The sequence below is a fragment of the Ornithinibacillus caprae genome, from assembly GCF_009728145.1.
Classification (GTDB): domain Bacteria; phylum Bacillota; class Bacilli; order Bacillales; family Amphibacillaceae; genus Ornithinibacillus; species Ornithinibacillus caprae.
Window position 1 is genome coordinate 118,793 of sequence record NZ_WOCA01000004.1, and the last position, 19,211, is coordinate 138,003.

A 19,211-nucleotide genomic window follows, 5' to 3' on the forward strand; every position below is an offset into this window, starting at 1 on the left:
ATGGATTAATCATTGCTTCAAATGTGGATTTTCTACCTCATTCGATGGGAAATTAGTGTCTTATAGTAAAAATATGTAATTTATTATACATTTTCTTTACATTATCTTAAATAAGGTTCCCTAATACTAAGGTCCTATGGTAGATTAGTAGAGGAGAAATTGAGAAAGTCTATTAATCTAAACGATAATTATTTATATATATAATAGGAACAATGGTAAGGGGGAATTACCAGCGTGTTTGATCGAAAAAACAAACCAAAGAGTATGTTTAAACGAATTACAATTGCAACATCGTTAGCATTAATCTTTACATATGGAAGTGTTTATGCTGATGACGAAAAGCTAGAAACGGTTTACCATGTGTATGTTGATGGTGAACATATTGGTAAAGTGAATGATAGAACGATAGTTGAAGATATATTAGAGGATACATTAGCATCTCAAGTTGATAAATATGAAGAAGAAATAGACATCACAATTGGTGAAGATGTCTCTATCGTATCTGAAAAAGTATTTAACCCAAAATTTAATAATGACTATGTTACTAGTTTTCTAGAGGACGAGCTAACGATAAAAGCGGAATCCGTTCAACTTAAAATTGGTGATAATGTTGTAGGTTATTTTAATGACCAAGAAACTGCTAAACAAGTTATAGAAAACTATAAAGCGAAATACGTTGGTCAAGAGATCTTAGATAAGATTCAATCCACTGACCAAGCAGTACTAGATGCAGACGTACCTAAAACTGCTAATGTTCCAAAAGAGATCAATGATCTCAAAGTAGGTGACTCTATTATATTAGACGTTACATTATCAGAAGAAGTTTCATTTTCTGATGAAAAAATTGAACCGGATGAGATCTTAACGGTGAAACAAGGATTAGAATTACTTGAAAAAGGTACGTTAACCGAGGAAACACATGAAGTACAAGAAGGTGAAGTACTTGGTGAAATAGCTAGTAATTATAATTTAACAACGAAAAAATTACTAGAATTAAATCTAGATTTAACAGAGGATTCTCTACTACAAATAGGGCAAGAACTCAATGTAACAGAACTTAAGCCTTTTGTTGATGTTGTTGTGATCAAAGAAGAAAAACAAGAAGAAACAATTAGCTATCAAACAGAAGTAGAAGAATCAGATGAAATATATAAAGGTGAAGAGGAAGTTAAACAAAACGGTTCTGATGGTAAAAAAGAAGTACATTACCAAGTGGTAATTCGAAATGGCAAAGTAACGGAACGTGAAGTACTAGAAGAAAAAACTACAAAAGAGCCAGTAGATGAAGTAATTGTAAAAGGAACAAAAGTCATTTCATCACGTGGTACTGGATCGTTGAGTTGGCCTGCTGTTGGTGGTTATGTTTCCAGTCATGTTGGACAACGCTGGGGAAGAATGCATAAAGGAATCGACATTGCAAGACCGAGTAATCGTTCCATATTAGCAGCAGATAATGGGGTTGTAACGGAAGCTCGTTATGATGGTGGATTAGGAAACAAGATTGTAATCAATCATAATAATGGTCTTAAAACTGTTTATGGTCATTTATCCTCTATCGATGTTAGTGTTGGACAAACGGTTGAAAAAGGTATGAAAATAGGGGTTATGGGTTCAACCGGTAATTCTACAGGAGTTCATTTACATTTTGAAGTATATAAAAATGGATCCCTACAAAACCCAATGGATTATTTGAAATAGGAAACAGGCTAGTTTCAGGAAAGCTGAACTAGCCTGTTTCATTTCATTTTTATCAAGTTATCCGTTCACGAAAACACTTGTAAAATCAAGGAAAGACATTTCTCACAAAGTACGATAAAATAGATACTATACGTGCATAGTAATAACAAACTAAATTCTATAGATAAAATTTTACCTAAAAAATAAAGGATGTGTTATTGTGTCTCAAAAAATATTAGTAGTAGACGATGAGCAACCAATTGCAGACATATTGAAATTTAACCTGGAAAAAGAAGGATATGAGGTTGTTTGTGCTTATGATGGAGATGAAGCAGTAAATTTAGCTAATTCAGAAACACCTGACTTAGTTTTATTAGATATTATGTTACCGAATAAGGATGGTTATGAGGTTTGTAAAGAAATTCGTAAAACCCAAATAATGCCGATTATCATGTTAACAGCAAAAGACTCGGAGATCGATAAAGTTCTTGGATTAGAATTAGGTGCAGATGATTATGTAACGAAGCCATTTAGCAACCGTGAATTGATCGCACGCGTAAAAGCAAATCTCAGACGTCAACAACACGCTCCAGAGGATTCTACTAGTGGAACAAAGGATATTAGTATTGGAGCACTAGTGATTCACCCAGATGCATATACGGTGACACGCGATGGCGTTCAAATTGAACTTACACATCGTGAGTTTGAGCTATTACACTATCTAGCTCGTCATATTGGACAAGTAATGACTCGTGAACATTTATTAGAAACCGTTTGGGGATATGACTATTTTGGTGATGTGCGAACAGTCGATGTTACTGTGAGAAGGCTACGTGAAAAAATAGAGGAGAATCCAAGTAACCCAGTGTGGATCGTAACCCGCCGTGGTGTTGGTTATTACTTGCGTAACCCTGAGCAGGAGTAGGTATTATGCATAAGGTAGGTTTCTTTCGTTCGATACAATTAAAGTTTATCATAATTTACGTTTTACTTTTACTTGTAGCTGTTCAAATAATTGGTTCGTACTTTGGAACACAATTAAAAGAAGAACTAGAAGGCAACCATGAGGAAGCAATTGATAATCATGTTGAAATATTAAGCTATTATTTACGGGATGCGTTTATGAAGGAACGCCCAGAAGATGATAATGTGCCAACACTAGTTGAAGAAATTCAAGGTACAATACGTGATATTGATACAGATAGTAAATGGAGTGTACTGGTAGTAAATAATCAAAGCACAGTACTAGCGACAAATGATTTTTCAAAAGAGAATAATATTGGGAAGAAGATATTTCGAGATATTATCCAAAAATCCATATTTGTAAAAACGGAGCAATCTAGTCGTTATATTGAGCGAGAAACAGATAACCGTTTGTATGTGAAGTCGGTTCCTATTTTAGATGACGAAAATAATGTATTAGGTGCTATTTATGTGGAGTCTTCATTGGAAAATGTTTATAAACAATTAGATAGTATCAATACGATATTTTTTAGGGGATCTGTATTAGCAATTTTTATTTCTGCGTGTATTGGTATTTTAGTTGCAAGAACCATTACAAAACCGATTAAAGAAATGAGAAGACAAGCACAAACTATGTCAAGAGGGGACTTTTCTCAAAAAGTTAATGTATATGGGTTGGATGAAATTGGCCAGCTTGCAATGACCTTTAATGATTTAAATGATCGGTTGAGACTTTCCTATGCAAAAACGGAAGAGGAAACTCGAAAGTTAAATTCTGTGTTAGAAAATATGTCTGATGGTGTAATAGCTACCGATGAAACAGGTGCTGTAACTTTAATGAATGAAGCTGCAGGAATATTATTAGGGCAGAGCCCTGATGAGAGTCACGGCAAGTTTCTATTGGATGTATTAAATTTAGATGAAAAAGTAGTAGATATTACAGAATTGCAAGATAGTGGATCGATGATTATTGATTTTAGCGAAGACGACTCTATCTTTATGATCCGAGCGAATTTTTCAACTGTCACAGATGAAGAAGATGTGATTACAGGATTTATTACAGTAATTAGTGATGTAACTGAACAGGAAAAACTAGAGCAAGACCGTCGTGAGTTTGTTTCGGATGTATCTCATGAATTGCGAACGCCTTTAACAACCATGCGTAGTTATATTGAAGCTTTAACAGATGGAGCATGGCAAAACAAAGAAATTGCCCCGAAATTCCTAGAGGTTACACAAAATGAAACAGAACGAATGATTCGAATGGTTAATGACTTGTTACAGCTATCAAGGATGGATACGAAGGATTATACGTTACAACGAGAGCGTACGGAATTCATTACGTATTTCCACCATATTATTGACCGATTTGAAATGAATATTCCTGAACATATTACGCTTGAAAGAGAATTACCGAAGGAGAGACTCTACGTATTAATTGATCAAGATAAACTAACACAAGTATTAGATAATATTATTTCTAATGCGATTAAATATTCACCAGAGGGTGGAAAAATTACCTTTAACGTAATGAAGCAAAAATATCAATTAGTAGTTGCAGTAGAAGATCAAGGTATTGGAATAGCCTACGATAAACTGGATAAGATATTTGATCGTTTCTTCCGAACAGATAAAGCAAGGACTAGAAAGTTGGGTGGAACTGGCTTAGGATTAGCTATATCTAAAGAGTTTGTAGAAGCACATCACGGTAAGATTTGGGCGAAAAGCAAAGAAGGTAAAGGAACAACTATTTTCTTTACACTACCGCTACTAGGCAAGAAGCGGAGGGTTAAGTCATGAAGTTTGAAACAATAAAAACCTATGTATTATTTTTATTAATAGGAATTAGCTTGCTTCTTACGTTTAGTTTGTGGAGTAACGAATTAGATGGAGATTATTTATCATCTGATGTACTGAATGAGGAAGATTTTAATTTGGGTGGCAAGGAGTTATCCAAAAGAGAAATAATTACTCCTTCTAACATAATATTTGAGAAATACCATCATTATTATGGATTCTCACACCCACAGGATAGTCTAGCACTATATCGTGATATGCAGTCCTGGGTACTGTATGATTATAGAGAGGCTGAAGCAAATGGACGTCCTAATGATAATAATCAAGTTGAAATTATATTTCCAATGGAATTACCAATGGAAATCGTTCCAAGCTTATTTAAGTTAAACGATGATGATGATGAAGATTTGATGCCTTCTTGGTCGTTCCAACGTGCTTTTATTACCTTTGAAAGCAGCAAGACATTGACCATCCAATTTTTATCGGTCGATGGCCGTGAGCAAGTAAAGTTTGATATAAATAGCCCTACAAAGCACGATATGCTTATGGATTATATCACTAACTTAGAGGGACTTATTGAATATACGGTATTACAAGAAAAGGAAATGCCAATTTACTTTCCAAATGGTGAATTAACAATGTCAACCCGTTCCTATGCATTTGATACCGTTGATTCACTTAAATTAGTGAATGCTCTATTTACAAATCCAAAAGAAGTTATAACAAATCCTCGGGGTAGTGAAACGTATTATCAAGATGGACAGCGTACCATGATGATTTCAGAGGATAAAAGGAGTATGGAGTATACGAACCCTCAAGAAACTAGTTATGACATCATAAGTCCAATAGAATTGCTTGATAATAGTATTACTAATATTAATGAATATAAAGGCTGGATTAATAATTATCGGTTGCAATCAATTAATACGGCAGAAAATATTATTCGATATCAAATGTATGTGGATGCTTATCCAGTCTTTGATCATAACAGCGTGCTAAATATTATTGAACAGCAATGGCGTAATAATGGGCTTTATCAATATAGTAGTCCATTAATTTCTCTTAATAATTCATACCCGTCTCTAGAAGAAGTTACGCTGCCTTCAGGTAGAGAGATTAGTCATGCAATAAAAAGCAACGATAAATACAATTTAGATGATATAAGAGATATACAAATCGGTTACCGTATCTATGTTACAGAGAAAACGATCGTAAAATTAGAACCCGCTTGGTTCATAGATATTAATGGGCGCTGGGAAGAAGTTAGTATAGACGATACACACAGTAAAGGGGTGAGCTGAGGATGCAATGGGGTCAAATAAAAACATTATTTATCCTCTGCTTTCTACTTCTAGATATCTATTTACTTTTTCTATTTATTGAAAAGGAGAAAGTGGATAATTTATCGACTTTAGATTCACCTGAATTGTCCATTGAAGAGACACTTGAGTCAGAAAATATAACGATATCAGATGATTTACCAGAAGACCAGCCAGATGAAGCATATTTATCTGTTAGACAAAAGCAATTTTCAGATGAAGAAACAGAAATGTTAATGGACTTAGACAATCAAGTTAGTGAGATTATAAGTAGAAATTTTATCGTTTCACAATTTGAAGATCCAATACCAATCCCTGAAGATTCTACAAATGAAGAAGTAAGTCAAATTGTACAGAGTAACGTTTTATTCGCTGGAGAATATGCGTTTGAAAGCTGGAACAAAGAATTGAATATAATAACTTTCTTTCAAAAGAAAAATGACCGAACCATTTATTTTAATCAAAATGGGTTACTTCTAGTCTATTTGAATGATGATAATGAAATGATTGCTTATTCACAGTCATTGTTGGATGAGCAAGAATCTAATAATGAAAAAAGATCCCTTATTGAACCTCTTTACGCAATAGGAGCATTATATAATGATAATCTATTATATCCAGGTGAAGAGGTAACAGAAGTAGAAATCGGCTATCATACAATGTTGCCGCTAGATAATGGAATTCAAGTATTTGTTCCAACATGGAAGGTTACGGTTAATGAAAATCGAAATCATTATGTAAATGCATCGGAAAGTATTATATTCTCCAATAACGAAGATGAGTTCATTGAAGAAGCGATTAATAGAAGTTTAGAAAAAGTCCGGACAATAGAAGGTAAGACAGAGTTAAAAGAGAGTATGGTACGTATACTCCTCGAAAAGTATGAAGAGATAAATAATCGGAGTGAAGAGGAATGACATTACGTTTTAGTGTATTAGCATCCGGGAGTTCAGGTAATGCTTTTTATATCGAATCGGAACAAGAAAGATTCCTAGTTGATGCAGGACTGAGTGGGAAACAGATGGATCGATTGTTTAGTGAGGTGAATGTCGATCCATCTAACCTCTCAGGTATTTTAGTTACACATGAACATAGTGACCATATTAAAGGGTTAGGAATAGTTGCTAGAAAATATAACCTTCCTATATATGCAAATGAAAAAACATGGCAAGCAATGAATGGATCGCTAGGAAAGCTAACACTGGATCAAAAGTTTACGTTTGCAACAGAAGAAGTAAAAACGTTTGGAGATATAGATATTGAATCGTTTGGAGTTTCCCATGATGCAGCTGAACCAATGTTTTATGTGTTTCATCATAATGGGAAGAAGGTAGCTCTAGTGACTGACTTAGGGTATGTATCTGAACGGATTAAAAAGACGGTAGAAGATGCAGATGCCTATATTTTTGAGTCGAATTACGATGTAGAAATGCTACGAATGGGCAGATACCCTTGGAATGTCAAACGACGGATTTTAGGAGACTCTGGCCATGTTTCCAATGAGGATTGTGGCTTAGCATTAGCAGATGTCATTGGAAACCGTACGAAACGAATTTACTTGGCACATTTAAGTAAAGATAATAATATGAAAGACCTTGCACGTATGTCAGTAGATCATGTTTTGCAAGAGCGTGGAATAAACCTGGACTTATACGATACAGATCCTAACAGACCAACTGCGATGTATGAAGTAAGTTAATCTTTTTCAAAAATAAAAGCGAAGAATTCTAAGTTTAATATAGGGAAGTTAGCGGAATACTATCTCATATAGAAAGCATATGTAATAAAGTACGTAATAGAAATTACGTACTTTTTACATAGTAAAAGGGGATGGTTGAGATAGGCTATTATAATAATCACTACCCTCCTAATCCACACCGTAATAAAGGAAATCGTTGGTTAGTACCATTATTATTAGGTGTAGTGATTGGGATTTTGCTAGTATCTGTCGCACTTCCTGCTGTATTAGATTCTAATCTTGTATCCAACCAGCAAGGGAACCAAGTTGCAGATAATAGTAGTAATAATGGGGAGAGTAATCCTAGTTATATGTCTGTGGACATTACGACACAAATAACGGATATTGTTCAGCAAGTTGCTCCAACCGTAGTAGGAGTAACAAACATTCAAAGACAAAATAGTTTATGGCAACAACAAGAAGGAACAGAAGCGACAGAAGCTGGGACGGGGTCTGGAGTCATATATAAACATGATGGGGAGCATGCATACATTGTTTCTAATTACCATGTGGTAGAAGGTGCAGACGAGCTTGAAATTGTATTATATGATGATACCCATGTGGAAGCGGAGCTGCTTGGCGGAGATTTGTTTTCTGACTTAGCTGTTTTACGTATGGATGGGTCAGCAATCGACCAGACAATCGAAATGGGTACGTCAGCTACTATTAAAGTTGGAGAACCAGCAATTGCAATTGGAAATCCACTAGGTCATATGTTTGCTGGTTCTGTGACACAAGGGATTATCAGTGGAACCCAGCGAACGATTCCCCAGGACTTTGATTACGATGGGCGAGCTGATTGGCAAGCTGAAGTCATTCAAACAGATGCAGCCATAAATCCAGGCAATAGTGGTGGCGCATTAATTAATATGGAAGGACAACTAATTGGAATTAATTCCATGAAAATTAATCAAGAAGCAGTAGAAGGGATTGGTTTTTCCATTCCAATTGATGTTGCCCGACCAATTATTGATGAGCTTGAAAAAGATGGAAGTGTCACTCGTCCGTTTATCGGTGTAGAAATTTATTCCTTAGACGAAGTACCACAAGCCGAGTGGAAAGAGACATTGAATCTACCCAGTGAAGTAGAGGGTGGGGTTTATGTTTGGAGTATTGATCCTGTATCACCAGCTGATCAAGCAGGTTTAGAACGATTAGATGTGATCACCCATTTAGATGATGTTGCGGTTTTAAATATGATTGACTTAAGAAAAATCCTTTATCAAGAAAAAGAAGTTGGCGATGAAGTGAAAATTACGTATTATCGTGATGGAGAAAAACAAGAAACAACACTGAAATTAGGAGTTCAACGATAATAGCAAAAGGCTATCTCTGTGGATGGAGATAGCCTTTTTGGTGCATTTGGAGGTAGATTTATCCACAATTTTAGAAAGTTATTCACAATATGTGAATAAAAAAGAATTAAAAACTATATTTTGTGGCGTATATTTGTTCGGACACAAAATAAATACGAACATTTGTGCATATGTGGATAATATTGTGGATAAGGAATGAAAAAAGAATTTTTTTACCGTTAGCTATGCACAGCTCAAAATGTCTTTCCACGAATATTTTTCCATATGACAAGCAATAAGATTAACATTACAATATCCAACCGAGCATTAAAAGCAAAGGCTAGAATCCCTTGGTTGATTAGGATTGGTAGTTTAGTTAAAAAGAGCGCACCACATATAATAACCGTTAAAGTAATAGCCGCTTGCTTAACATACATGCCACCAATCAGAAGTGTTCCACATGCAATTTCTACAATGGCAACGAAAAATAAGGTTGTTTCTGGAAAGGGTAATCCCAAGTCATAGAATGTTGCTTTAAAGTCTGGAATAAGCAACTTCATTACCCCTGAAGTAATAAATACATAACCAACCGCATAACAAATCCACCTAGACATGTTCATCGAAAATGGAATAAAAATCGCCCCCTATAAAGTAAGAATGAGTTCTATAAATCTTATGCTTTAAATAGGACAATCTTGCCAAGCCATGTAAAGAAACTTATAATTTTCTTTATAGTTTGCAAAGATGTATAGTATATAAGGGTGTATATATAATAATTGATTTGTTACATAAAGGAAGTGCAGGACATGTTAAAACGTTTTTTCTCCTATTACAAACCACATAAGCGGCTATTTATCATCGATTTTACGTGTGCCGTTTTTGTTGCAATCCTAGAGCTAGTTTTTCCAATCGCTGTTCAACGGTTTGTGGATGATTTACTTCCAGCGGGTGATTGGAATCTAATCATTTCCGTAAGTGTATTACTACTATTTGTTTATTTACTCAGTACCTTTTTACAATATATTGTTACGTACTGGGGACATAAGCTTGGTGTGAATATAGAAACAGATATGCGACAAGATTTATTTAATCATGTACAAAAACAATCCTTTCGCTTTTTTGATAATACGAAAACAGGTCATGTCATGAGTCGTATTACTAATGACTTATTTGATATTGGTGAATTAGCTCACCATGGGCCAGAGGACTTTTTTATTGCCATCATGACATTCGTTGGCGCGTTTTTCTTTATGTTTAATATTAATTTTCATTTGGCAGTGACATTGCTAATTATTGTACCGATCTTAATATGGTTAATTGCCTACAGTAATATTAAGATGAACAAAGCATGGAAGTCGATGTATGAAGAAATTGCTGAAGTAAATGCACGGGTGGAAGATGCTGTTTCAGGTGTACGGGTAGTGCAGTCATTCACCAATGAAGATTATGAAATGAAACGTTTTACAAAAGATAATTATAATTTCCGTAAAGCAAAGATTGCAGCCTACCGAGTAATGGCATTTGTCCATTCCAATATTTATATGATGATGAGATTAATGGTGCTTATTGTACTGGTCGTTGGTTCGTGGTTAGTATTTGATGGTCAGTTATCCATGGGTGAACTCGTGCTATTTGTATTGTTTACCAATGTATTAACAAGTCCAATTCAAAAGATCAGTGCATTGTTAGAGTTGTATCCGAAGGGAATGGCAGGATTTAAACGCTTTACAGAGATTTTGGATGTCTCTCCAGATGTGGTAGACCGAAAAAATGCCAAGCATGTAAAAGGGTTAAAAGGCTTTATATCCTTCCATAAAGTTACGTTTGGCTATGAAAAAACACAAGGACCTATTCTAAAGGCAATGAGTTTTAATATCAATGCTGGAGAAACTGTTGCTTTAGTTGGACCATCAGGTGCTGGAAAGACTACAATATCCGCACTAATTCCAAGGTTTTATGATGTAGACAGTGGCGAGATAACGATTGATGGAATGGATATACGTGACATGACGAAGAAGTCGTTGCGAGAGCATATCGGTATTGTGCAACAGGATGTTTTTCTATTTACAGGAACACTCCGGGAGAATATTGCATATGGGAACCTAAATGCATCAGAAAGAGAGATCCGAGAAGCGGCTCGTCGTGCCCATCTAGAAGAGTTTATCAATGAATTACCAGATGGATATGACACCCAAGTTGGTGAACGCGGATTGAAGTTGTCTGGAGGGCAAAAACAGCGTATTGCAATTGCTCGTATGTTTTTAAAAAATCCACCGATCTTAATTCTTGATGAAGCTACATCAGCATTAGATACCGAGACGGAAACAATTATCCAACAAGCATTAACCGAACTTGCAAAGGATCGGACGACTATCGTAATTGCACATAGACTGGCAACAATTAAAAATGCGGATCGCATCATGGTAGTTACCAAGAATGGAATTGAAGAAGAAGGAACCCATGATGATCTATTGAAACGTGATGGATTATTTGCACATTTACATGGTGTACAGATGCGGTAAGGATGAACAGGCTGTGTTGCTACTTTAGTAACACAGCCTTTATTTTTTAATAGATAAGAAAGCTATTTTAAATAGATACATGATAATTTAAGTATCTGTCCTTAAAGGCTTGGCATACGCAAAATCTACTAAGATGAAAACAATCCCCGACCAATTAAATTTGCCGATACCGGATTTAAACCTAATTCTCTCGCCCAAATAGAAAGCTGACCGATATGATGTATTTCATGGGCAATAACATGTTGTAGAACTTCTTCTTTAGTAAATGTATCATCAATCCAAGCTGCTTTAACTGAATGATCTTGTTCGAATGGGTGATTGTTGAAAAATTCCTTGATATCTTCTCGATACTTATGTGAAAGTGACACAACATCTTCTAAGGTGGTAAAGTCATTAAAGTCATGCAATATGTCATCTTTTCCTTGAATCGCCTGGATCCAGCTGTGCTCCACATCAACAATATGAAGTAACGTATGTAAGATACTACCAATTCCACCTACTCGTTGCTTGAGTAGCTCCGATTGATCCAGCTGCTGACACCATTCAAACCACTGATCCCTTACTTGCCAATTATAAAGAAAAAAGGTATACAAGTTTATTCCTCCTCACATAATACTTCTCATATCCATAATAGAACAAATGTTCCTTATAATCAATGCTAAACGGAGGATTTTTTTGAATATATTAAAAAATCAGCGCTTGGTAAAGTAAATAATGGTAGTAGGCACATCAGTGCGGGATCTTGGGACATCTGCTGATCAACAAGATTTACGCACTTTTTTTCGTATTTCCTAATGAAATAGGACGCTTTTGTTTTGTTACAATGTGTAAAACGAAACCAGTTAATATAAAACCACTTAAGAAATTTCCAACAGTGACAGGTATTTGATTCCATAGCCACCAGTCTCCAAAGCTAATATCTGCCCCGATCATCATTGCAGTTGGTATAACAAACATATTTACGACAGCATGCTCAAATCCTTGTGCAAAAAAGATAAAAACAGGAATCCACATGGCAGCAATTTTCCCTATAGTAGATTGGGAAGTAAAGGCCATTACAGCACCTAGGGTAACCATCCAATTACAAAGCAATGCCTTGATAAATAATACGATCATTCCGTCTGACCCATATCCTTTATACTCAATCGTTTTGCTTTCAGCCACAGCTATAATTTTATCAATCATTAATGATTCCTCTACATGCCCAAATTTCGTAATGTAAATCGAAAACAATACACCATAAAAAATACTTCCAATTAAATTTCCTATAAATGCCCAGGAAAAGTTTCGAAGGATGAGAGGAGTAGTAGTTTTACCTCGTAACCTTGCAATTGGTAGCATGGCAAAAGAACCAGTTACTAATTCCAGGTTAAGTAAGAGAATGAGAACAAATCCTGTAGGAAATATAAGTGCTCCAATAATATCTAATCCTGTTTGTGTAGAAGCAGTAAAAGCAAGTGTTGTTGCATACCCAAGAAAGGCACCAGATAATGCTCCTTTAAGTAAGATGTGACTAACTGGTAGTTTAGCCTTTTTTCTACCGGCAATCGCAATAGACTCAACTACCTCATGTGGCTTTACATAGTCCAAAAAAGATCAACTCCTTCAATTAAACGTTTCCATTAGTTTACGTGAAGGAAGGATCCTAACCTATGATGACCATCACTTAATCAAAAAAAATAAAAGATAATTATGTCAACATTGTGTATGCCCCCTATTATCACCATGATAATGAAGAAAAGCACCCTTGTTAGATAACCCATAGATTCGACAAAATCCACGAAGGAAATGTCGATATTTCCCGGGAAATGGAGTGAAAATAAAAAGAGCACCTTTTTATGGTTGCTCTTCAACTAAAATTATAAACTTAATGATGTTCCAGGATCTCGTGCAAGTATGGCAAGTGATCAGCTAGCCAAACCATTTCTTCTTTAAAGCGCTTTGGTGGCCCAGTTTTATACTCTAGTCTTGGATCAATCCACCACGTACTTTCCATATACCATAATAACCTTAAGGCATTTGTTAAGTACATAGACGGAATTGGTTGATAATATCGATATCCCTCTATGAATGAAATGGCAACAGATGTATTCAAGTCATTTCCATCTAAAGCTCCTGATAGGACAGCTCTCCCAACATCAAGCTGAGGGTAATCGTATTTCATTCGGTCAAAATCTAAGATCGCAGAAACATCATTTCTATCAAATAAAACATTATCTACCCATAAATCACGATGAGCCCAACCTGTATCATGTAAATGAAGCTCATGAAGCGGAAGAGATCTGGTTGCGTTATATTGTTTTTCAGCTAAAGATTGAAGCTCCAGATTTCCTATTGAATCGGCATCCTTACAAACAGATTCCCAATACGCTAAACGGTTGTTTATAGTTGGTGCTTGGAACTCAGGGTGCGTTTTTCGTACTAACCTGCCATCATTTAATAGCTTATGCATGAGTGCTGTTTCTTTTCCGAAATCATACATTTGCTGTTCGGTTAATTTACCAGGTTTAACTAAAGATCCATCACAAAATTCCATCAAAATAAATCGTTCACCCTGATCAGATTCTAGAAATAACTGCTCCTGAAAGGATTGTATTTTGGGGCAACGAACCCCTTCGGCATGCAACTGATTTTGATAGGAAAAAACTTTGGAAAGCTCCTCTATAGAATATTTTTTTAATCGATTCCGATTATACTGCTTTAATAAGAAAACACCTTCATCAGTTATTACTTTCCATTTTAAATTTAGCCAACCTCTATGAATGGGTTCAATATCTATTAGTTGAAAGTTAAACAGTTTATTGCAGGCTAATAAAAGATCATCTAAAATAGCCTTTTCTAGTAATTGATTTGTCATGGAATATCCCTACACTTTTTTAGTAAGATGATCGATTTGATTATAATTTTTAATGATCCACTTTTCCTCTTGGTAATGAATATTACTAATACATGTATTTAGGAGCTTGGTTTTACCAGAGCCAATTTCTCCGTTAGACAGTGTATGTAGGATCTGGTTGATAACCGCACCATGAGCTACGACTAATACACGTTTGCCTGGATACATGCTTGATACCCTGTTCACTGCTCCCATAACCCGTTGGTTAAAAGAATGCCGGTCCTCTTTGTTCGGATAGTTACCATCTGGAAATAAGCGTGTTCTTTCTTCAAACGTTAGGCCCTCTCCATCACCAAATGAACGTTCAGCAAAGTCTTCCATCTCAATCATTGGTAACTCTAGATAGTTGTTCATTATTTCTGCGGTAAGCTTTGCTCGTTGTAATGGACTGGTAACCAGTACATCATAATCATTTGGATTTAACGATTCACCGCAAAGCTCTGCTTGTTCCCTGCCTTTTTGATTCAGCGGAATATCTGTCTTTCCTTGCACTCTTCCTTCTGCATTCCAGTCTGTCTCCCCGTGTCTTACTAAACAGATTAATGTCATACACGTTCTCCCCCTATTACTATTTATTGGTTGTAATTATTTTAGTAATAAAATCATCAATCTCTCCAACAAACCTTTCTACACCATCAACGTAATAAAATGTAGTCATCTCAGACAGGTTCATGGTGGTTGGTGAGAAAAGATATACAGGCTTTCCTAATGCGAGAGCCATACCGAATTCGGTGTGCGTTCCCTTTCCTCCAGGAAGTAGAAGAATGAGAAAATCACTTTCGATGACGGCTTGTTTTTCTTGCTCTCCGATCTTACGTAGACCTTCTTCATCGGTCGCACGTTCATTTTTCGTCCAATCATATGTATGCGAAAAACCCACTTCCATTAGTTTTTGGCGTACATAGCGGACTTGCTCCTTGTTTTGTAATCCTGACGCTATATAAATTTTCATTCTAAAAATTCCTTCCAGTATACCAATCATTTGCTAGCATTCCGTAGACAACATGGTCGACAAAATGATCATATAGCCATTCTGCTTGGCGTATCTGTCCTTCTATTTGATATCCTAATCTCTCTGGTATAGCTCTGCTTTTTTTATTTTCATAGGCTGCACGAATATCCATCCGATTTAGTTGAAGTTGCTCGAATCCATAATCGGTTATAGCACTAACTGCTCGTGTCATAATCCCATGCCCTTGGAATTCCATATCTAACCAATAGCCAACAAAACCAATTCGATTTCTCCAATCAAAGCTATTGAATCCTACAATACCTGCAAGCATGCCTTTATAAAAAATCCCAGCATTCAGACCTAAGCGTTGCTCGTATAATTGCTGCGAATGGCGTATAAATTCCCTTGAATTAGCAACCGTTTTATTTTCATCAACCCATGGCAACCACTCACGTAAATAGTAACGAGATTTATCGATAATATGAAATAAGGCAACAGCATCTTGATCAACCAGTGATCGTAAAGAAACTTCCTCATCAACGTGGTAAACAAACATGGAACCCCTCCAGAATGATATCAAATTAGTTAGATAATATGATATCATACATTTAAGTGAAAAGAGTAAGAAAATTAAGAAGACAAGCATTAAAGGTTCAATAAGTAAAAAATAAATGAAATACTTCAAATAGAGCCAGTGACAAAAATTAATACCTTAAAAGAAAGGGGGACTATATTTCGTGTCAACGAAACCATTTAAAAACAATAGATTAAGAGTAATGTATTTTTGGTTTTTGACTTTAATTATTATACTAATCTCAGTGTTGTACATTGCTGAGAAATTTAAGTATGCCAATGAAAAAGAGAAATTAGATAAGGTAAACATGCACCTATATGATATAGAGGTTGAAGATCCATTAAAAGAAATATTACTTTTTTTAGGGACACGGCCAATTGAAACAGTTGACTGGGAGGAACAACAGTTTCGAGAAGAGCTTTCATCTATTTTTAATAATATAGAAGACGGAATAACTAATATAAACAATTCAGAGGTTGAAGCAATACCTGAAAAAATACACGAACTACTTCAAACTTTACAAAAAGAGATTACATCTATTCAAGATAACACCCACATTGAAAAACCTTTAGAACAGCAAACGAAAGAAAAAATCATGGATTTTTCAACATCTATCTCGTCCTGTAAAGTGGATGAATTAAACAGGAATTGGGAGCAAGCTGAATCAGAGGTTGAGTGTTTGAATGAGCAGCTATTATTTAATAACGAAACATCATAAAACAATTTCGTGTAATACGCTGCCAGTAAATTGGAAGATACTTGAAAACTCATAAGTTAGTGACAATGAAAAGAACGTGAAAACCCCCTAGCTCCATGTCTAGGGGGTTTCATTCTCTTATCCGTTAGCAACCTCTTGCTTCGGTTCTTTTGCTTGCTTTTTCTTTTTCTTCGAAGATGTGGCATCACTTTCTTCAATCGTACTGTTACCGTTAAATACGCCACCATCTTCAATAATTATACCTTTTGAAATGGCGCTACCTGATAGCTTGCCACTTGGCTGTATATGTATTTTTTCAGAAGTAACCACGTCGCCGTTTACTTCACCGGAAATAACGATATTCTTTGCTTTAATCGAAGGTTCAGCGTAACCATCTTTTCCAATGAATACATCACCACTACATTCAACTTCACCATAAATCTTACCGTCAATTCGTAGGCTTGTAGGAAGACTTATTTTCCCCTCAATGACGGTTTCCGTCCCAATTATCGTATCAATAACAGTTTCATCCTTCTTTCCCTTTAACATAAAAAAAATTCCTTTCTAAAATTAGCTAGCTATTCATAAATATTGATATATGTTTTTGGATCAACAGGTTCATTATCCTTAATAATCTCATAATGCAGATGGGGTCCAGTACTGCGCCCTGTGCTTCCGATAGATCCAATGGTTTCCCCTTTTTTGACCGTTTCTCCTTGATCAACGTTTATTTCTGATAGGTGCGCGTATATGGTTTGATACGTATCGGAGTGACGGATCATAATGGTATTCCCGTATCCCCCATAGTATTCTGCCTTTGTAACCGTACCATCTGCTGCCGCATATACCGGTGTTCCTATGCTTCCACGTACATCAATCCCACTATGTATGGCATCATTCAAATGAAATGGATCACTACGGACACCAAAATCAGAAGTAATCGTATCAGGAACGGTCGGCCAAGCCGTTGGAATATATCTTAATGCTTCATTTACTTCTTCGACTTCTTTAATGGTTTCTTTATACCGTTCAATTAAGTCAGATGACTGAGAAAATGAAAAACCTTCCCCTTCATCTATATCCATTTCCGGTACTGGAATATGAAGTCCTCCACTTGGTTCAACACTTACTGGTAATTCCGTTATGTAATCTAGCATTTGTGTTTCCAATTGGTTCAGTTCTTCCATTTTTTGTTCTACTTCGCTTGTTTTTTCTTCAATATGTTCAACCTGTGCTAGTAAATCCTCTGATTTACTAGTTTGATGACGTAGCTCCGTAGCCAGTCTATGATTTTCCTGTTGCTGTTGTGAACTAAGTGTCATAAAGTACACTAATAGAATAATAGGAATAACAGCTAAGAAAAACATAAAAAATATACCAAGCTTTGGTAATCGAAACTGTGTGACAGCCTTTTTTGCATCATTTGATAGGATGGTAAAGGTTAGCACACTAAATCTTTGTTTCTTCCTCCTCACCTTCTATAGTACTCCTCTCTCCATGAAAAGGTTGATTAGAGCAAGTTAACAATTTCTAAATCTAATTCTTGTAAATATTCGATAATCTTAGGCAATGCTTGTATTACCGCTGGAGATTCATGCAAAAGGATGATATCACCTGATACGTCGGTACTGCGAATGCTTTCTACTATTTTATCTGGTTGTTGAGATTCCCAATCTTTGGGATCATTATTCCATAGAACCATCTTATGATGATGATCATGGATTAGATTCTCTGTATGTACATTGGTTGCACCATATGGCGGCCGAAATAAAGTTATCGCTTCACCGATGATTGATTCAATTCGTTGACTAGATTCTATTAGTTCATTTTCTTGCTTTTCGTACGACAACGTTGCAACATTCACATGATTCATGGAATGAGTACCGATCGAATATCCATCTGAGTAGATTTGTTGAACATAATCAGGGTGTTTTTCAACATTATGACCAATAAAGAAAAATGTACCACCAACGTTATATTCCTTTAAAATCGTTAATATCTCTATGGAATACTTGGATGGTCCATCGTCAAACGTGAGTGCCACAGTCCCTTCTGGAAGCTTATAGGTGATCTCGTCTTCTAGTTCAACATAAGGAAGATTTGTCTGATTGTCACTTGATCTATCTTCTATCATAACAGATTCTTTGACAAAATGTGACTTCTCTTCTGGTTCATTTATTTCTTTTACCAATGTGGTGTGTTTTATAGGTGTTGCTTCTTCAATGACCGTTTTATCTAAATAAGCATGACTGGAATAACCGAATAGGATAGCTGATATCAAACAAACGGCTGCAATGGCCATCCAAGTCATTTGATTATTCATCTTTTTTGGTCGTTTTTTTTCTTCTGGTACGGCTTCATCTTCTTGATCATGAGAGGTTGGTAGATTCATAGAAAGGAAGTTTAGCTTGTCCAAATCAGTTATGGCTTGAATCGATTTCATTTCTTGCAGTTGCTCTATGTAATCTTCTGAACAAGAAAATGGGGTCCGTTCACTTTGATTACGTTGTGTTCTTGTCAGTATGCTGGTATGTACCTGTTGATCAGAAACGTTGGTGTTGGGATGAAAGGATATCCGATATTTCGCTAGTCCGGAAAAATTCGTCATATCCTTTATACTAGATACAGTAAAATCATCTACCTTCCAATAGGCTTCGATCGAATCTTGCTCGATTGTAAATCTAATATGTAAAAACGAACCTTCATCTTTTTCAATAATTGCTAGTAGTTCAATTAATTTCCTCTGATAAACTGACATGTTTGCCCCCTTTCTCTCCAGTA

General features: G+C 35.8%; 19 protein-coding genes. 9 read left to right on the forward strand and 10 right to left on the reverse strand.

Features of this window, described 5'->3' with window-relative positions:
* The first annotated feature begins 234 nt into the window (after positions 1-234).
* From GMD78_RS07165 to GMD78_RS07195, 7 genes are all read left to right on the forward strand, one after another.
* The gene (locus GMD78_RS07165) at positions 235-1,698 is read left to right on the forward strand and encodes a peptidoglycan DD-metalloendopeptidase family protein (RefSeq protein ID WP_343042176.1); all 1,464 of its coding nucleotides are present in this window, start codon (positions 235-237) and stop codon (positions 1,696-1,698) included.
* 199 nt (positions 1,699-1,897) lie between these two features.
* A complete protein-coding gene (yycF, locus tag GMD78_RS07170; RefSeq protein WP_343042177.1) occupies positions 1,898-2,602 on the forward strand; it encodes a response regulator YycF in 705 nt (234 codons plus the stop codon).
* Between the two features lie 5 nt (positions 2,603-2,607).
* Positions 2,608-4,440 (forward strand): cell wall metabolism sensor histidine kinase WalK, encoded by a 1,833-nt coding sequence (walK, locus tag GMD78_RS07175; protein ID WP_155668147.1) that lies wholly within the window; start codon positions 2,608-2,610, stop codon positions 4,438-4,440.
* Positions 4,437-5,738: a YycH family regulatory protein gene (locus tag GMD78_RS07180; protein ID WP_155668148.1), complete on the forward strand. Its 1,302-nt coding sequence runs from the start codon at positions 4,437-4,439 to the stop codon at positions 5,736-5,738. Before walK ends, GMD78_RS07180 begins: the two co-directional genes overlap by 4 nt.
* 2 nt (positions 5,739-5,740) lie before the next feature.
* A complete protein-coding gene (locus GMD78_RS07185; protein WP_155668149.1) occupies positions 5,741-6,673 on the forward strand; it encodes a two-component system regulatory protein YycI in 933 nt (310 codons plus the stop codon).
* Positions 6,670-7,455, forward strand: a complete 786-nt coding sequence (locus tag GMD78_RS07190) for an MBL fold metallo-hydrolase (RefSeq protein WP_155668150.1) — start codon at positions 6,670-6,672, stop codon at positions 7,453-7,455. The genes GMD78_RS07185 and GMD78_RS07190 overlap by 4 nt, the downstream gene beginning before the upstream one ends.
* 140 nt (positions 7,456-7,595) lie before the next feature.
* On the forward strand, positions 7,596-8,810 hold the full coding sequence (locus GMD78_RS07195) for a S1C family serine protease (protein WP_343042188.1): 1,215 nt from the start codon (positions 7,596-7,598) through the stop codon (positions 8,808-8,810).
* A gap of 233 nt (positions 8,811-9,043) precedes the next feature.
* Here GMD78_RS07195 and GMD78_RS07200 read toward each other — a convergent pair whose 3' ends face one another.
* Positions 9,044-9,409 carry a DoxX family protein gene (locus tag GMD78_RS07200; RefSeq protein WP_155668152.1) on the reverse strand — a complete coding sequence of 122 codons (366 nt, stop codon included), beginning with the start codon at positions 9,407-9,409 and terminating at the stop codon, positions 9,044-9,046.
* A gap of 186 nt (positions 9,410-9,595) precedes the next feature.
* On the opposite strand from GMD78_RS07200, the gene GMD78_RS07205 reads away from it, so the two are divergent.
* Positions 9,596-11,311 carry an ABC transporter ATP-binding protein gene (locus GMD78_RS07205; RefSeq protein WP_155668153.1) on the forward strand — a complete coding sequence of 572 codons (1,716 nt, stop codon included), beginning with the start codon at positions 9,596-9,598 and terminating at the stop codon, positions 11,309-11,311.
* A 128-nt stretch (positions 11,312-11,439) separates the two neighbouring features.
* Here GMD78_RS07205 and GMD78_RS07210 read toward each other — a convergent pair whose 3' ends face one another.
* The 6 genes from GMD78_RS07210 to GMD78_RS07235 form a co-directional block, all read right to left on the reverse strand.
* Positions 11,440-11,904 (reverse strand): DinB family protein, encoded by a 465-nt coding sequence (locus GMD78_RS07210; RefSeq protein WP_155668154.1) that lies wholly within the window; start codon positions 11,902-11,904, stop codon positions 11,440-11,442.
* A gap of 175 nt (positions 11,905-12,079) precedes the next feature.
* Positions 12,080-12,901, reverse strand: coding sequence for a formate/nitrite transporter family protein (locus GMD78_RS07215; protein WP_155668155.1), 822 nt, complete (start codon positions 12,899-12,901; stop codon positions 12,080-12,082).
* A 277-nt stretch (positions 12,902-13,178) separates the two neighbouring features.
* Complete coding sequence (locus GMD78_RS07220) at positions 13,179-14,168, reverse strand: phosphotransferase (RefSeq protein WP_155668156.1); 990 nt, start codon at positions 14,166-14,168, stop codon at positions 13,179-13,181.
* A gap of 9 nt (positions 14,169-14,177) precedes the next feature.
* Positions 14,178-14,756: a histidine phosphatase family protein gene (locus tag GMD78_RS07225; RefSeq protein WP_155668157.1), complete on the reverse strand. Its 579-nt coding sequence runs from the start codon at positions 14,754-14,756 to the stop codon at positions 14,178-14,180.
* 19 nt (positions 14,757-14,775) lie between these two features.
* On the reverse strand, positions 14,776-15,159 hold the full coding sequence (locus GMD78_RS07230; RefSeq protein WP_155668158.1) for a nucleoside 2-deoxyribosyltransferase: 384 nt from the start codon (positions 15,157-15,159) through the stop codon (positions 14,776-14,778).
* A gap of 1 nt (position 15,160) precedes the next feature.
* A complete protein-coding gene (locus tag GMD78_RS07235) occupies positions 15,161-15,715 on the reverse strand; it encodes a GNAT family N-acetyltransferase (protein ID WP_155668159.1) in 555 nt (184 codons plus the stop codon).
* 181 nt (positions 15,716-15,896) lie between these two features.
* Between GMD78_RS07235 and GMD78_RS07240 the strand changes: the two genes are divergently transcribed.
* Complete coding sequence (locus GMD78_RS07240; protein WP_155668160.1) at positions 15,897-16,451, forward strand: hypothetical protein; 555 nt, start codon at positions 15,897-15,899, stop codon at positions 16,449-16,451.
* Between the two features lie 117 nt (positions 16,452-16,568).
* On the opposite strand, the gene GMD78_RS07245 is transcribed toward GMD78_RS07240, so the two are convergent.
* From GMD78_RS07245 to GMD78_RS07255, 3 genes are read right to left on the reverse strand one after another with little or no spacing between them, the layout of a single operon-like run.
* Entirely contained in the window at positions 16,569-16,979 is a 411-nt protein-coding gene (locus GMD78_RS07245) for a bactofilin family protein (RefSeq protein ID WP_155668161.1), read from the reverse strand.
* A gap of 29 nt (positions 16,980-17,008) precedes the next feature.
* A complete protein-coding gene (locus tag GMD78_RS21840; RefSeq protein ID WP_155668162.1) occupies positions 17,009-17,905 on the reverse strand; it encodes a peptidoglycan DD-metalloendopeptidase family protein in 897 nt (298 codons plus the stop codon).
* Between the two features lie 35 nt (positions 17,906-17,940).
* Complete coding sequence (locus GMD78_RS07255; RefSeq protein WP_155668163.1) at positions 17,941-19,188, reverse strand: polysaccharide deacetylase family protein; 1,248 nt, start codon at positions 19,186-19,188, stop codon at positions 17,941-17,943.
* Positions 19,189-19,211 lie beyond the last annotated feature (23 nt).

Excerpts from the sequence above, each read along its gene's own strand:
- GMD78_RS07255 (WP_155668163.1), bottom strand. The coding sequence starts at position 19,188 with ATGTCAGTTTATCAGAGGAAATTAATTGAACTACTAGCAATTATTGAA.
- walK (WP_155668147.1), top strand. The coding sequence starts at position 2,608 with ATGCATAAGGTAGGTTTCTTTCGTTCGATACAATTAAAGTTTATCATA.
- GMD78_RS07230 (WP_155668158.1), bottom strand. The coding sequence starts at position 15,159 with ATGAAAATTTATATAGCGTCAGGATTACAAAACAAGGAGCAAGTCCGC.
- GMD78_RS07235 (WP_155668159.1), bottom strand. The coding sequence starts at position 15,715 with ATGTTTGTTTACCACGTTGATGAGGAAGTTTCTTTACGATCACTGGTT.
- GMD78_RS07185 (WP_155668149.1), top strand. The coding sequence starts at position 5,741 with ATGCAATGGGGTCAAATAAAAACATTATTTATCCTCTGCTTTCTACTT.
- GMD78_RS07205 (WP_155668153.1), top strand. The coding sequence starts at position 9,596 with ATGTTAAAACGTTTTTTCTCCTATTACAAACCACATAAGCGGCTATTT.
- GMD78_RS07200 (WP_155668152.1), bottom strand. The coding sequence starts at position 9,409 with ATGAACATGTCTAGGTGGATTTGTTATGCGGTTGGTTATGTATTTATT.
- GMD78_RS07245 (WP_155668161.1), bottom strand. The coding sequence starts at position 16,979 with ATGTTAAAGGGAAAGAAGGATGAAACTGTTATTGATACGATAATTGGG.
- GMD78_RS07190 (WP_155668150.1), top strand. The coding sequence starts at position 6,670 with ATGACATTACGTTTTAGTGTATTAGCATCCGGGAGTTCAGGTAATGCT.
- GMD78_RS07220 (WP_155668156.1), bottom strand. The coding sequence starts at position 14,168 with ATGACAAATCAATTACTAGAAAAGGCTATTTTAGATGATCTTTTATTA.
- GMD78_RS07225 (WP_155668157.1), bottom strand. The coding sequence starts at position 14,756 with ATGACATTAATCTGTTTAGTAAGACACGGGGAGACAGACTGGAATGCA.
- GMD78_RS07180 (WP_155668148.1), top strand. The coding sequence starts at position 4,437 with ATGAAGTTTGAAACAATAAAAACCTATGTATTATTTTTATTAATAGGA.